Origin of the sequence: Botrimarina mediterranea (assembly GCF_007753265.1) — a bacterium.
Classification (GTDB): domain Bacteria; phylum Planctomycetota; class Planctomycetia; order Pirellulales; family Lacipirellulaceae; genus Botrimarina; species Botrimarina mediterranea.
The window spans coordinates 5,590,366-5,604,340 of record NZ_CP036349.1 but is presented as its reverse complement, the minus strand read 5'-3'; the positions used below and the strand labels follow the sequence as shown (position 1 = coordinate 5,604,340).

The following is a 13,975-nucleotide window of genomic DNA, read 5'->3' as shown; positions in this document are numbered from 1 at the left end:
GGGGGCGAAGGGGTGTCAGCCCCCACAGCCGACTGGACCGGGGGCGGGCATCGGGTATCTATCGGCGCCAGCAGCGACAGCCCTTAGTCCCGGCAAGCGGCGTCGGCTGACGCGGGTCGGGCAACCTACTCCGGCGCAACCGAGGGATTCCCGCAAATTCGCACCAACTTATTCAACCCCTACGGTCGGACCCGCCGATAGCAGCTTCACGGAGCCGTGCCGCGCCCCGGGGTGGGTCGTTGCGCTGCTATTTCGATGCACAGACGGCCGAGGGAACGGCAACGACTATGCGCGCACGATCGCTGAGGATCTATCGCGGCCCCGAGGACGATGTCCCCGAGGTCCCCGCGGTGCGGATGTCGGCCGACAACCAGTCGGTGACCGCGCCCGCGTCGCAACTCTTGCCGCTGTTGGCCGACGCGGTGCGTAGCCAGCGGACTTGGCTCGCCGACTTCGACAACGACGAAGTGACGATCTCGGCGGACTTGTACGAGGTGTTGATGGCGTATCAACATTTCAGAAGGCCCGTTGCGTAGGGTCCGCTGTGTGGACCGTGGTTGGCGGCTCGCCTTTGCAATCTGCCGACAAGATAGCGCGGGGCCTCTCTTCGGTGACGAAGTCACCCTGGGTGTCCCCCTCCTTCTTCAGAGGGAGGGGCTAGGGGAGGGTGTTGTAGCGGGTACCCGGTGTGCCCCTTCCCGTAGCCCATCCAACGCACGGGCGAGTCGAACGGGCGGTCCGCACAGCGGACCCTACGACGACCACTCGTGGACAAAGTCCACTAGCGCCCGCGCGTTCTCCGGTGGCGTCTGCGGCACGATGCCGTGGCCGAGGTTGAAGACGTGGCCGGGGCGGTTGGCGACGCTCTTGAGGAGGTCGCCGGCGCGTTGTTCGATGGTCGCCTGCGGCGCGAGCAGCGTCATTGGGTCGAGATTGCCTTGCACGGCGACGTTCGGGCCGAGCCGGTCCCACGCCGGCGCGAGGTCGGTGCGCCAATCGACGCCGATCACGTCGCCGCCCGCTTCCGAGGCTAGCGGCAATAGCTCGGGGTTCCCCGCGGCGAAGTGAATCACCACGGCCGAGGGGTCGAGCGCATTGATCAACTCTTGCGTGTAGGGCAGCACGTAGCGGCGGTAGTCGCCGGGGCCGAGGCAGCCGACCCAGCTGTCGAAGACCTGCACCGCCTGCGCGCCGGCGGCGATCTGGGCGTTGAGGTACAACGCGGCGGAGCGGGCGAAGCGCTGCATCAACTCGCGCCACGCGCCTTCGTCGCGTTGCATCAGCGTGCGTGTGTGCAGGTAGTTGCGGCTGCCGCCCCCTTCGATCACGTAGCTGGCGAGCGTGAACGGCGCGCCGGCGAAACCAATCAGCGGCAGATGGCTCGGCAAGTCCGCGCGGGTCTTGCGCACCGTCTCGACGACGAACCACAACGCGTCGACGCTCGTGAGGTCGATGACGCGCTCGACGTCCTCGGCCTCGCGCACCGGGTTGTGGATCACAGGGCCATCGCCGGGCGCAAACTCGAGCTCGAGCCCCATCGGTTCGAGGATCGGCAACAGATCACTGAAGATAATCGCCGCATCGACGCCGAGGTAATCGACCGCGGTGCACATCACCTCGCTGCACAGCGCGGGGTTCTTGCAGAGGTCGAGGAACGAGTGCTGCGCGCGCACGGCGCGGTACTCGGGCATGTAGCGCCCCGCCTGTCGCATCAGCCACACGGGCGTGCGTGAGACGGGTTCGCGGCGGCAAGCGCGGAGGAAGTCGGAGTCCGCCCAAGGTTGACCGGCGACGGCGTCACGAAGAACCTGCAAGCGCGTGTCGTCGGCGAGCCGGCCACGTGAGTGGTCGGTGCTATTCTCTTGAAAAAGGGGTGGCACACGCTTCCCACCGACGACTAACGTCGCCGGCTCGCCGCCAAGCAATTGGCGGAGTCCCTTCTTGCGTTCCAAGATCGCGTGCGATCCCGCCGCGGCGTCGGCGACCATCTTGCCCATCGCGCCGCTCGATTCGATATCGACGGGCAGCTCCATCGCGCGGAGGCGTTCGCTCGTGGTGGGGCCGATCGACACGACCACCGCGTTGCGAAAGCCTTCGCGCACGGCGTTCTCGATGCCCAATCGCTCGGCGACCACCATCAGGTTGTTGAGCTGATTGGCGGAGGTGAGCATCACGACGTCGGCTTCGCCCTCGGCGAGGCGGCGGGCGTTCGCTTCGAGCGGCGCCGTGTCGTCGGGGAGGGCCCAGCGGTAGACCTGCAAGCGATCGACCCGCGCGCCGCGGGCTTCGAGTCCGGCGATCAGGCTCGGGTTCGTCTCGCCGTATTCTTGCAGACCGATGGTTTGATTCGCGACGGGCAGTTGCGTGTCGATCGTCGCCAGGACCTCGCGCCACGTATTCGGCGCCGGCGCGCGGAGCGTCGGCTTGAGGCCCAGCTCGCGCATCACGGCGACGGGCTTCGGCCCGCGCGCGAGCGTCGGGATGTCCGAAAGCGAGTCCAACAGGCGTTGCCGACCGACGTGGCGTTCGACTTGATCGATGAACATCTTCACACCGACGCCGGTGAGCAGGATCACCGCGTCGATCTCGCCGCCCACCAATCGATGGGCGAATTCGATCGCGGGGCGGTCGTCATCGACAAGTTCTTCACGCATCGAAGGGCTGACGTGCGCCTCGCCGCCGTGCTTCTCGATGAGCCGCGCCATCTCAGCAGCGCGACGGCTCTCGAGCGAGAGCACGCGCAGTCCAGCGAACGCTTTGCCGGAAGAATCTTCGCTAGTCACAACGGCTTCGCTCATAGGGGCGCTCACGATTGGCGACGCGTCATTGCAATCCGTTGCCGTTTACGACGACGAGATTACCGCGCCGAGTGCGCACAAGCACGGGTCGGAACGCTATTCGTTGGGCGTGTTGCGCACTCATCCAATTCTGTTGCTTGACAATCGATGAAGACTTCGCAAAACTCGCCTCTCATCGCTGCGACGTGCACGGAACAGGACGTCGCAGCGGCCGACCTCGCTTTAGCGCTTAGCGCAGGCCAGATCGGTGGTGGGTGGATTCTTTGTGGCGGTTGGTCGCACCTAATTCCTTGTAGGTGGCGCGGCGACCGTTTTTAACTGCGGTGACAGCGCTCGCGCTCAAGGTGCGCGCTGACCGCCGACAAGTCACTTGGGAGGCGGGACCGAGGGAAACGATTCCATAAACGGCGCTCAAACGCCGGCGACACGGAAGTCCCTCCCAAGCTCTTGTTGGTTTCTCTCCGACCCGATGCGTCATGCCACGTACGCTCGTGTCGCTCGGATCGAACCTCGGCGACGCCGCTGCGTCGCTCGACGCGGCGATCGAAGGGCTCGAAAAGCTCGCCGTCACGGGCACGTTGCGTGCTAGCAGCCGTCATGCGACGCCGCCCATCGGCGGTCCCGCGGGTCAGAGCGATTTTCTGAACGCTGCCGCGACATTCGATAGCGAGCTTCCGCCATTGGAGTTGTTAGCGGCGTTGCAAGCGATCGAGCAGTCGCTCGATCGCACGCGCCACACCCGCTGGGCGGCGCGGACGCTCGATGTCGACCTCTTGCTCTATGGCGATGGAGTGATCGACGCGCCGACGCTGCGCGTCCCGCATCCGCGGATGTCGTTCCGGCCGTTCGTGCTCGAGCCCGCGGAAGAAGTTGCGGGCGATTGGTGGCATCCCGAATGCGGCGCGACGATCGCGCAATTACTCGAGCAGTTGCAAAGCGGCGCCGACGCGCTGCTGCTCGTCGGCGACGATGGCGGCGACGATAACGACGTCCGTGAGTGGATTGCCGCAGAACGCGGCATAACGATTCGCGTCGTTGAAGAGGCGACCGCCCTGACGGCGCCGCGGCTGACGATCGATGCGAATCGAACGCGGACGCCGGCGCCTGTTCCCGGGCCACGCCTCGCGCTGGTGGACTGCCCCGCGGGGCATTGGCGCGAGGAGGTGCTTGCGGCAGTGGAATGCGTTTGGCCGCGGGCGAACCGCAGTCAGCCCCCGGTCCAATTAGGCCCCGGTCAATGACCGGGGGCTAAATGAGCGCGAGGCCCCGGCGTGTCCCCCCTCCCTAACAGGGAGGGGGATAATCTGGTGACAATGCGGCGATTCAACGCCACCATCGTCATGTTGTCAGAACGATTCGTCCCATGCCCACGCCGCTGCTGATCCACGAAATCGACGCCACGCGCCAGTGGGTGCGTGAACGCCAGCGCGCGGGCGAGACCGTCGGCGTTGTGCCGACGATGGGCGCGTTGCATGCCGGGCACCTGTCGCTTGCCGAGGCGGCGACCAAGGGCTGCGACCGGGTGATCGCGACGGTGTTCGTGAACCCGACCCAGTTCGCGCCGAGCGAGGACTTCGAGCGTTACCCGCGCGACCTCGAGGCGGACGCGAAGAAGCTCGGCGATGTCGGCGTCGATGCGGTCTTCGCGCCGAGCGTCGAGGCGATGTACCCGCCCGGCGCGACGACGAGCATCGATGTTGGTTCGGTGGCGCGTCCCTTCGAGGGAGCGATCCGCCCGACGCACTTCGCCGGCGTGGCGACCGTGGTCGCGAAGCTGCTGCTGATCGCCCCCGCGGACCGCGCGTACTTCGGGCAGAAGGATTACCAGCAGACCGTCGTTGTGCGGCGGATGGTCGCCGACCTCAACCTGCCGATCGAGGTCGTCGTCTGCCCCACGGTGCGCGAAGCGGACGGCATCGCGATGAGCAGCCGCAACGCGTACCTCTCCGCGGACGAACGCCAGCGCGCGCTGTGCTTGTCGCAAGGCCTGCGTGAGGCGGAGCGGCTCCATGCGGCGGGGGAACGCGATGCTAGCAAGCTGCGTGAAGCGGCCCGTCGGGCTATCGCTTCCACCGAGGGGGTCGAGTTGCAGTACGTCGCGGTGCTGCGCGACGGGACGATGGACGAGGTCGAGACCGTTGACGCGCCCGCCGTGATCGCCGTCGCCGCGCGGGTGGGGCAAACGCGGTTGATTGATAACGTGAGGCTGGCGTAAGTTCGGGGCGCTAGGCGACAGGCGCTAGGCGCTCAGGACAGATGTTTTCACCAATGAACCAGCGCCCAGCGCCAAGCAACTAGCGCCTCGATCATGCTGAGCGAGCTCTTCCGCATCCCCGTCGAAGCCGGCGGCGTCCCGATCCTTGGGGCGGGCGTGCTGCTCGCGCTGTGGGTGCTTGGCTTCGGCGCGCTGATGGGGTGGCATGCGATCCAGCGCGGCGTGGACGGCGAGTTCTGGGCTTATACGCAACCGCTAGTGGTTGGCGCGCTGGTGCTGTTCTTCGCGCCGCGCTTCGCGCCGCAGGGCGTGCCGATCCGTGGCTACGGCGTGATGCTGCTCGTGGCGATCAGCGTCGGTCTGGCTATGGCGGTGCATCGGGCGCGGAGGCACGGCGTCGCGCCGGACACCATCTTTGCGCTGGCGTTCTGGCTGTTCGTCGCGGGGATCGCCGGCGCGCGGGCGTTCTTTGTCATCGAGTATTGGGAAGAGAAGTACGCCGGCCAGCCGCTCGGCGAGACGATCATCGACGTGCTGCAGTTCACCGAAGGAGGACTGGTGGTCTACGGCTCGGTGATCGGGGGTCTTATCGCGTTCATCTGGTTCATGCGCCGCCATCAGCTGCCGCTCTTCGGCATGGCCGACATCATCGCGCCGTGCTTCATGGCGGGATTGGCGATCGGTCGGATCGGCTGCTTGCTCAACGGCTGTTGTTACGGCGGCGCGTGCGACCTGCCGTGGGCGGTGACATTCCCGACGGAGAGCCCGCCGTTCATGGACCAGCTCGTACACGGCGAACTGCACGGCGTGCGGCTCGTCGAGAGCGATGGCGTTCAACTCATCGAAGATGGCGCCGCTAAGAGGATCGCGTCGATCAACGGCGAGCCGGTCGCCACACTTGAAGACACAGCGCAGATTTTGAGCGAAGCCTATGCCTACGCGAAGCCCGTCGAGTTGAAACTCGCCGATGGCGACGTGGTCGAGCGGCCTGCCGCGACGAGGGCGCGGAGCCTGCCGATCCACCCGACGCAGCTCTACAGCACGATCGACGCGGGGCTCACGGCGTGGCTCCTGTGGGCGTGGTTCCCCCACCGCCGCCGCGACGGCGAGGTGGCGCTCCTCATGTTCACGATCTATCCCGTGACGCGGTTCCTGACCGAGGCGATCCGCACCGACGAGCCGGCCATTTTCGGGACCGGGCTGAGCATCTCGCAGAACGTGAGTCTCGTGGTGCTCGTGCTGGCGGTGCTTGGCTGGGCGTGGCTGTTGCGGACCCCCCCGGGGCGGCGCCTGCGGGAAGCGCCCGTGCCTCCCCTCGGCGGCCGAACCCCCGCCGGAGCGGCCGCGTAGAGGTTAGGAACCGCCGGGGCGCTAGGAGCGCCAAGGATCGCCAGGAGACGGTTTTACGCGGGAGAAAAGGCTCAGAATTGGCCACCCCTTCCCGTATAATGGACGTCTGTGCGAGAGGCGATTAGCGGTTATTGCGCTGATACGTTTTCCCCTCATGACCCCCGCTCGAGACGAGCCAAACCATCATGCGTGTTTTCGGACTTCTTGCTGTCGCCGCCGCGGCTTTAGCGGCGGTCCAAATGGTCTCTCCGTCGGTTCTCGCCCAAGTCAACGTCGACGTGGAGGACGCTCCCGCGGAGGACGAAGGGACGCTGATTCAGATCGGCCCCGACGGCGGCGTGAACGTCGATGTCGATGTGGACGGCGACCGCGCCCGTCGGCTCCGCGAGCGGATGCTCGAGCGCCGCGCTGCACGGCAGGGGGGCGTCGATTTCGCTCCGCGGGCGGTTTCTCGTTACTGGATCGGCGTCGGCGGTGAGAGTGTGTCGGATGCGATCCGTGCGCAAGTGGACCTGGCCGACAACGAGGGCCTGCTCCTCGGTGCGGTCGATCCCGAAGGCCCAGCCGGCAAGGCGGGCGTGCGGCGGTTCGACATCCTCGTCAGGGCCAATGGCGAGCCGATCGCTTCGATCGAGCCGCTGGCGGAAATCGTCGGCCAGCAGGGCGAAGCCAAGGCGCCGATCACGCTCGAGCTGCTGCGTCGCGGCAAGCCGGTCGTGGTCGAGGTGACGCCCGAAGAGCGTCCGGCCGAGGCGGCGGTTGCGGTTCCCGAGAACTTCGGTCGTCGCGGCCTGTTCGGTCCAGGCGGCCTCTTCGGCGCCGATGGCGTGTTTGCGAATGGCGAAGGCCTTGGTGAAGGCGAGTTGGGCGCGATGCTCGAGGGCATGCCGATGGCGGCGGGCGTCTCGGTGAGCGTCAGGCGTGAAGGCGAAGGCCCCGCGCAGGTGACCGTCACCCAGGGCGACAAGACCTGGACGTTCGATGAGGGCGATGACGAAGCGATCGCCAAACTCCCCGGTGACGTGCGACCGATGGTCGAGCAGATGCTCAACAATCAGGGCGGCGTGTTCCAGCCGGGCTTTGAGGGCTTCGGCCTGGATGTGCCCGGCTTCCAGATGCAACTGCAAGGCGACGCCGCTATGCGGATGCGGGCGATGGAAGAGCGGATGCGGGCGCTGCAAAGCCGGATGGGCGCCGAGCCGCCACGATCGGGCGTCCCCGAAATAGCGCCGCAAGAGAACCTCGACGAGGCCCCGGCGTTCGTCCCCGAAGAGCCCACTCCCCCCGAAGCGGAATGGCCGACGGAGCTGGTGGTGCCTGCCAATCCGGAGGAGTAGCGAGTTGCTTGGCGCTACTTCTTGAACCGCGAATCAACGCGAATTTGCGCGAATGAAAATGTAAATGTGGGAGGGGTCTCCAGACCCCGATGACGGTATCCATTCCGAAACGGCATGGTGCGCGTCATCGGGGTCTGGAGACCCCTCCCACAGTCGTTTCACTTCGTAAAGGAGGCGTCCCCGACGCCGATTAAGCGCTCCGTACCTTTGCGGCGTGGTGCGCGCAATCGGCGTCGGAGACGCCTCCTACAGATTCGATGTTATGGGCACGACGCTTGGCGGTGTGCTGCGGCGGAGTTGGCCGCAGGCGGCGTTGATCTTGTCGCCTTTGCGGTGGCGGAAGCGCACCTCGACGCCGCCCGTTTCGAGGATCGTGCGGAACCGCTGCTGCGCCTCCATCGTCGGCGTGCGGTAGGGCAGTCCCTCGACCGGGTTGTAAGGGATCACGTTCAGCAGCGCGTTGCGCGACTTGAGCAGGCCGACGAGTTGGTGGGCGTGCTCGGGCTGGTCGTTGAGTTCGGCGAGCAGCACGTACTCGAACGTCAACCGCCGGCCGCTGACTTCGTAGTAATCGTCTGCCGCGGCCATAACGGCTTCGACGCCGATGTTCTTGTTGACCGGGACGATGCGGTTGCGCAGCTCGTCGTTCGGCGCGTGCAGCGAGATAGCGAGACGGTAGCGGCTGCCGTCCTCGGAGCGCGCGAGCTTGCGGATCGCGGGCGGCAGGCCGACCGTTGAGATCGTGATCCGTCGCGGGCTAATGCCCAAGCCGTCGGGCCGGCTTACTTCGTTCAGCGCGGGGAGGAGGTTGTCGAGATTCGCCAGCGGTTCGCCCATGCCCATGACGACGAGGTGGCTGAGCCGCTCTTCGGGACCGAGGCGGTGCTGGAGGCGGAGGACTTGCTCGACGATCTCGCCGGTAGTGAGGTTGCGATCGACGCCGTCGAGGCCGCTGGCGCAGAAGACGCAGCCCATCGCGCAGCCGACCTGCGTGCTGATGCACATGGTGCGACGTCGTCCTTCGGGCGCCAGGGACGCGGGGCTTTCGACTTCTTTGGCGCGCTTGCCGATATTCTCGCGCAGCAGCACGCACTCGATGCGGCCGCCCCCGGCAAGTTGCAGCAAGAGTTTTTCGGTGCCGTCGTCGGCGGCGGTGTGCTTGGCGACCTCGGCGGTCCAGAGCTGAAACTCCCCCTCGAGCTGCGTGCGCAGCGCTTTGGGGAGGTCGGTCATCGTGTCCCAGCCCTGGGCGCGCTTTTCGAGCAGCCACTTCCGCACCTGCTTCGCGCGATACGCCGGCAGCGCAAGCCGCTGGCAAGCGGCCGCGAGGGCGGCGTCGATGTCGTCGAGCAGGTGGGGGGCGGGCATCTCGTGAGCCCCGGAGGGGCGGCAGCGTGTAGTCAGGGGCGCAAGCCCCTGGAAGTAGTGAGAACCCATCATAGCAAGCCCCGGAGGGGCGGCAGCGACTCATTCTAATTGAGTTGCTGCCGCCCCTCCGGGGCTTTCGTTCTTGACGCCGCACTACCAGGGGCTTGCGCCCCTGGCTACGCGCTGCCGTCCCTCCGGGACTTTCAATTCGATCGCAGCAGGACGGGGGCCATCGTGCTGAGGAAATAGGCCCGGGGGGACGACAGTTCGACTAATGTTTGGAGATCAAGCGCCCGCAGGTCGACGCCGTTGGTGGCGGGTTGTTCTGGGGCGCTGGCGTTGAGGAACTGTTCGATCGGCGTGCGGCGGGCTTCGTACTCGACGGCGCGGGCCGTCGTGGGCGAGAGGTTCGCCAGCTGCATCGCGCGGTCGATGGCGGCTTCGAGGAAGCCGATAGAATCGACGAGGCCGTTGTCGATCGCTTGCTTGGCGGTGAAGACTTGTCCGGTGGCGACGGCGTCGAGCGCTTCGTCGTCGGCGGCGAACTTGGGCCGGCCTTCACGGACCACGTCCTTAAAGCCCTCGAACGTGATGTCCACGAGTTCCTGCAGGACCTCGGTCTCCTCTTCGGTGCGGGGCTTGGTGGGGCTCCCCATCAGCTTGAGCTCGCCGCTGACGACCGACAGGTCTTGTGCCCCGTACATATTCATCGTGCGCGAGAAGTTGTAGTTAGGGATCACCACGCCGATCGACCCGGTCCAGGTGGTGGGCTCGGCGTAGATGGCGTTCTCTTGGTCGCCGACGGCCATCGCCAGGTAATAGCCGCCCGACGCGCACAGGCTCCCCATGCTGACGACCATCGGCAGGTCCCGCTCTTCGCGTAGCTTCTTCGCTTGGTGGAAGAGCCGGTCGCTGTAGGTGACGGTGCCGCCGGGGGAGTCGATCCGCAGGACGACGGCCTTCACCGAGTCGTCCTTCTCGATGGCTTCGAATTGCTTCTCGACGAAGTCGTCCCCTTCCATGATGGCGCCGCTGACGTGGACAACCGCAATCTTGTTGGTCGCGGTCCGGCTCAGCGAGTGGAAGCGCTCGCGTGGGCCGCGGCCGTCGCCGAAGTACTCCTGCATCTGCGAGGCCATCCCCATCATCGAGATGATACAGAAGACGAGCACGACCAGCAGCAGCTTGCCGAAGCGCCCGAAGAGGCTTTCTCGGGGTTGGAGGATGTACTGGGGCGCGGGAGTGGGAGCGTTTGGCGAGGCGGGGGCGTCGTTCATCTGGCGTCTTCCGAGAGCGTAGGAGTGGGGCCTTTAGTCTACGGGCGGTGGACGCTGTCACCAACGGACAGACTCACCTCCCACGAGTTGCGGCGAGCCGGCGACGTTAGTCGTCGGTGGAACGCTGGTACAAGGCGCCCACCGACGACCAACGTTGCCGGCTCGCCAGGAGTTGCTCGCCCCGCTCCCGACCTTGCCCCTTCGGGGCGAAGCCCGGTAGGCTTTCCGGGCTAAGGGGTCCGGGCGAGGTTTGTGGCCGCGGGTTCTCTGCTAGCGTGTCAGCATCGAAGAAGGAGCGTACAGCGTGTTTGTCACCGCCTCGACGGAGTGTTTCCCCGATCGCAGCAATGAAGCCGTCCTCGAGCTACTGATCGACCTGGGGTTCACCTCGGTCGAACTGGCTCTCAACGAGTCGGCGCCCGGCGGCTGGATGAAGCCCTCGGAGGTGCTCGCCGACACCGATAACGCGATCAAGCGCTGCGGCTCGACCGCCCGGATGGACATCGCCGCGCTAAGCATCCAGAGCGACGCCGAGGGCCCCGCGGTGCTCGACGAGTTCGAGGCGATCTGCAAACTCGCCAAGGCGCTGAAGGTGGTGACGATTGTCGTGCCCAGCTCGCCGCTGGGGACGCCGTTCAACGAAGAGATCGAGAAGCTGAAGAAGATGGTCGCGCTGGCGGCGCTGGAAGGCGCCGTGGTGGCCCTGAAGACGCAGGTCGATTGCATGACGCAGGACCTCGAGACGGCCGCCGTGTTCTGCAACCACGTGAAGGGCCTCGGCCTGGCGCTCGACCCGAGCTGCTACACCACGGGGCCGCACAAGGGCAAAGCGATCGACAAGCTGCTCCCGTTCGTCCGCCACACGCACCTGCGCGACAGCACCAAGGACGAGTACCAGGTCCGCGTCGGCCAGGGCGAGATCGACTACGGCAAGCTGATCACGCAGCTGCAGCGCGTCAAATACCGCCGAGCCCTGTCGATCCACATGACGCCGATGGAAGGGCTGGAGCACCCGCCAGAGGTGCGGAAGCTGCGGCTGTTGCTCGACTCGTTGCTGTAGCCGAGTGGGCAGTGGCGGTCGGCAGTGGGCAGTAGAAAAGTCCCGCACAGCGCAACTGTAGCGGATCCCTCCGGCAGATTCGTCATTCGTCATTCGGATTTCGTCATTGGCGAACGCCCTTTTTCTCGGCGCCGTTCCCCACCCCGCGGGGTTAAGCTGACAGACCAGGGAGAACGCTCTTGGCTGTCAGCGACACCACGATCCGCCGCTACACCGAATCCGACCCGGACGTGCGGCTGATGCTGCGCGTGCGGGACGACGACGCCGCGGCGTTCGCCGAGCTGGTGAACCGGCACCAGGACCGGCTCGTCTCGGTGCTGACGTATCAGGTCGGACGCCGTGAGCTGGCCGAGGAGCTGGCCCAAGAGACCTTCCTCCGCGTCTACAAGGCCCGCCACCGCTACGAGCCGGGCGCTAAGTTTTCGACGTGGCTATTCACGATCGCGGGCAACCTGGCGCTGAACTCGCTGCGGGGCCTGTCGCGGAAGAAGGAAGTGCGACTCGCCGCGCAGTCGCCCGACGAGACCGGCGCCGCGGCGCCGCATCCCACGGCGGCGAGCTCGGCGATGCCCACCCGCCAGGCCGACCGCACCGAGCTGTGCGACGCGGTCCAGGCGGCGATCGCCACGCTCAGCGAGCGGCAACGCACCGCGGTCTTGCTGGCGAAGTTCGAGAACATGGACTACGTGGAGATCGGCGAGGTGCTTGGCATGACCGACAAAGGGGTCAAGTCGCTGCTCGCCCGCGCGCGGGAGAAGCTGCGTCAGACGCTGGGCCCCTACATCGAACGCGGTGAAGCGGTCGGCGGACTCACGGGCGCCGACGCGATGACGCAAGAACTCGGCAGCGTCGAGGGGGGCTCGCGATGAGACCCGATGACAACCACACCGACGACGAGATCAACGGCGCGGCTAACGGCCCCGACGAGGTGCTTGTGGCCTATCTCGACGGGCAACTCTCGGCCGAGGAGTGCGAGCGCGTCGAATCGATGCTGGCCAGCGACGCCGCGACGCGGCAACGGTTGCAGTCGCTCGACCGTGTGTGGAACGCGCTGGACGTGTTGCCACGCTCGACCGCGTCGCCCACGTTCACCCGCTCGACGATCGAGATGGCCGCGGTGACGGCGGCCTCGTTGGCCAAAGAACCGCGCGGCGTTGACGAGCCGCGCCGCCTCCTCAAGACGCCGCGCGTCCGCATCCCGGTGTGGGTGGTGGCTTCGCTAATCGGCGTCGCCGGGGGCGCGATGCTGACGCTCGCCGCGGTGACGGCGCCCGAACGCCGCGCGATGGCGGACCTCCCGGTGGCTCTGCACGCGGCGGCGCTGGAGCAAGTGGGGTCGCTCGAGTTTCTCACGAAGCTCGACGCCGGCGACAACAAGGGTCTCGAGGAGTTCCGCGACGAGAGCGTCGAATCCGCCGCCGCGAGTTGGGCGACGGTCACCGCGGCTTCGACGCCCGAGCGTCGCCAGTGGGTCGAGACGTTGTCGCCCGCCGAGTTGACGAGCGTCAACGCCCGCGTCGCGGAGTACCAGAGCCGGCCCGCGGGTAAGCAAGCGTCGCTGCGGCAGTTCAACGACGCCCTCGCCGCCGCGCCCGACGCCGTCGAGCTGCGCGAGACGGCGCTGGCGTACGAGGCGATGGTCGGGCGGTTGCCTGCGTCGGAGCAGGCCCGGCTGCGGCAGTTGACGACCGACGAGCGGCTGCGCGTGGTCGATCGTGAGGCGCGCCGCTGGGCGCACGACGCGAAGCTCGACCTGACGGGCGCCGAGGTCGCCGCGTTCCGGGACGCCATCGACCGACTCACGGAGAGTGAGAGCTACCGCAAGGTCGGCGACCAGTTCGTCGCCGCTCTGCGCGAGGGTTTCGCCGCCAGGCGGGGCGAAGGCCGCGACGACGACCGTAATGATGGGCGCGATGACGGGCGTGGCGATGACCGTCGAGGTGGCCGTGGCGAAGGGCGCGGCGACGAGCGGTTCGAGCGCGGGATGCGTGAGATCGAGCAGGGCATGACGGAGTTCTTCAAGCGCCAACCCAAGGTGCTATTGTTCGGCGCTACCGATAGGATCGCCGGCCGGGGCATGCGACGCGGCCGCTTCGACCGGCTGCCGGGGGGCGAGAAGTTGCAGGACCTCGTCCGCGATAGCTGGCGTGGTTGGGTGACGGAACTCGAGAAGTCCTTGCCCGCCGACGCGGCCGCCTCGCTGCAATCGGCGGAAGACGACAAAGAGCTCGCGCGGCGCTTGAATCACTTGATCGGTCAGACCTTCGTCAAAGACGATCTGCCGACGGCGTTCGCGCGGCTCGACTCGACGACGATGGATCGGATGCTGCTGGCGCCGACGGACGAGTTCCGCGACGCGCTGAGCACGCCGGAGATGGGGGGCGGCCCATTCCCCCGGGAGTTCGACTTACGCGGCGGGCCGCCGTTCGACGGCCCGCGCGACGGCGAGGGCCCACGCCGCGGGCGAGACTTCGGTCCCGACTTCGGTCGGGGGGGACCGCCCCGGGGATTCGGACCGCTACCGTCAGCGCCGTAGTTCGCCAGGGTGTTCGTCACCAAGCGACAGCGAA

11 protein-coding genes are annotated in these 13,975 nt (G+C 66.9%); 8 read left to right on the top strand and 3 right to left on the bottom strand.

The features are described from left to right. Positions 1 to 287 precede the first annotated feature (287 nt). Entirely contained in the window at positions 288 to 536 is a 249-nt protein-coding gene (locus Spa11_RS21535) for a hypothetical protein (RefSeq protein ID WP_145116658.1), read from the top strand. Between the two features lie 216 nt (positions 537 to 752). On the opposite strand, the gene hemE is transcribed toward Spa11_RS21535, so the two are convergent. Beyond that, entirely contained in the window at positions 753 to 2,798 is a 2,046-nt protein-coding gene (hemE, locus tag Spa11_RS21530; protein ID WP_197529581.1) for a uroporphyrinogen decarboxylase, read from the bottom strand. A gap of 476 nt (positions 2,799 to 3,274) precedes the next feature. On the opposite strand from hemE, the gene folK reads away from it, so the two are divergent. The 4 genes from folK to Spa11_RS21510 all read left to right on the top strand — a co-directional run bounded on the left by folK (position 3,275) and on the right by Spa11_RS21510 (position 7,700). Next, the gene (gene folK / locus Spa11_RS21525; RefSeq protein WP_145116657.1) at positions 3,275 to 4,039 is read left to right on the top strand and encodes a 2-amino-4-hydroxy-6-hydroxymethyldihydropteridine diphosphokinase; all 765 of its coding nucleotides are present in this window, start codon (positions 3,275 to 3,277) and stop codon (positions 4,037 to 4,039) included. Positions 4,040 to 4,161: 122 nt separating this feature from the next. Continuing rightward, positions 4,162 to 5,013, top strand: coding sequence for a pantoate--beta-alanine ligase (gene panC, locus Spa11_RS21520; RefSeq protein ID WP_145116656.1), 852 nt, complete (start codon positions 4,162 to 4,164; stop codon positions 5,011 to 5,013). A gap of 93 nt (positions 5,014 to 5,106) precedes the next feature. Then, the gene (locus Spa11_RS21515; RefSeq protein WP_145116655.1) at positions 5,107 to 6,363 is read left to right on the top strand and encodes a prolipoprotein diacylglyceryl transferase; all 1,257 of its coding nucleotides are present in this window, start codon (positions 5,107 to 5,109) and stop codon (positions 6,361 to 6,363) included. A gap of 185 nt (positions 6,364 to 6,548) precedes the next feature. Beyond that, positions 6,549 to 7,700 (top strand): PDZ domain-containing protein, encoded by a 1,152-nt coding sequence (locus Spa11_RS21510; protein WP_145116654.1) that lies wholly within the window; start codon positions 6,549 to 6,551, stop codon positions 7,698 to 7,700. A 246-nt stretch (positions 7,701 to 7,946) separates the two neighbouring features. Here the strand turns inward: Spa11_RS21510 and rlmN are convergent, their stop codons facing one another. Then, complete coding sequence (rlmN, locus tag Spa11_RS21505; RefSeq protein WP_145116653.1) at positions 7,947 to 9,068, bottom strand: 23S rRNA (adenine(2503)-C(2))-methyltransferase RlmN; 1,122 nt, start codon at positions 9,066 to 9,068, stop codon at positions 7,947 to 7,949. Positions 9,069 to 9,271: 203 nt separating this feature from the next. After that, the gene (gene sppA / locus Spa11_RS21500; RefSeq protein WP_145116652.1) at positions 9,272 to 10,345 is read right to left on the bottom strand and encodes a signal peptide peptidase SppA; all 1,074 of its coding nucleotides are present in this window, start codon (positions 10,343 to 10,345) and stop codon (positions 9,272 to 9,274) included. 304 nt (positions 10,346 to 10,649) lie between these two features. Here sppA and Spa11_RS21495 point away from each other — a divergent pair, with 304 nt between their 5' ends. The 3 genes from Spa11_RS21495 (at position 10,650) to Spa11_RS21485 (ending at position 13,941) form a co-directional block, all read left to right on the top strand. Next, complete coding sequence (locus Spa11_RS21495; protein ID WP_145116651.1) at positions 10,650 to 11,405, top strand: sugar phosphate isomerase/epimerase family protein; 756 nt, start codon at positions 10,650 to 10,652, stop codon at positions 11,403 to 11,405. A 179-nt stretch (positions 11,406 to 11,584) separates the two neighbouring features. Next, positions 11,585 to 12,274 carry an RNA polymerase sigma factor gene (locus tag Spa11_RS21490; RefSeq protein WP_197529580.1) on the top strand — a complete coding sequence of 230 codons (690 nt, stop codon included), beginning with the start codon at positions 11,585 to 11,587 and terminating at the stop codon, positions 12,272 to 12,274. Further along, positions 12,271 to 13,941: a hypothetical protein gene (locus Spa11_RS21485; protein ID WP_145116650.1), complete on the top strand. Its 1,671-nt coding sequence runs from the start codon at positions 12,271 to 12,273 to the stop codon at positions 13,939 to 13,941. Before Spa11_RS21490 ends, Spa11_RS21485 begins: the two co-directional genes overlap by 4 nt. Positions 13,942 to 13,975 lie beyond the last annotated feature (34 nt).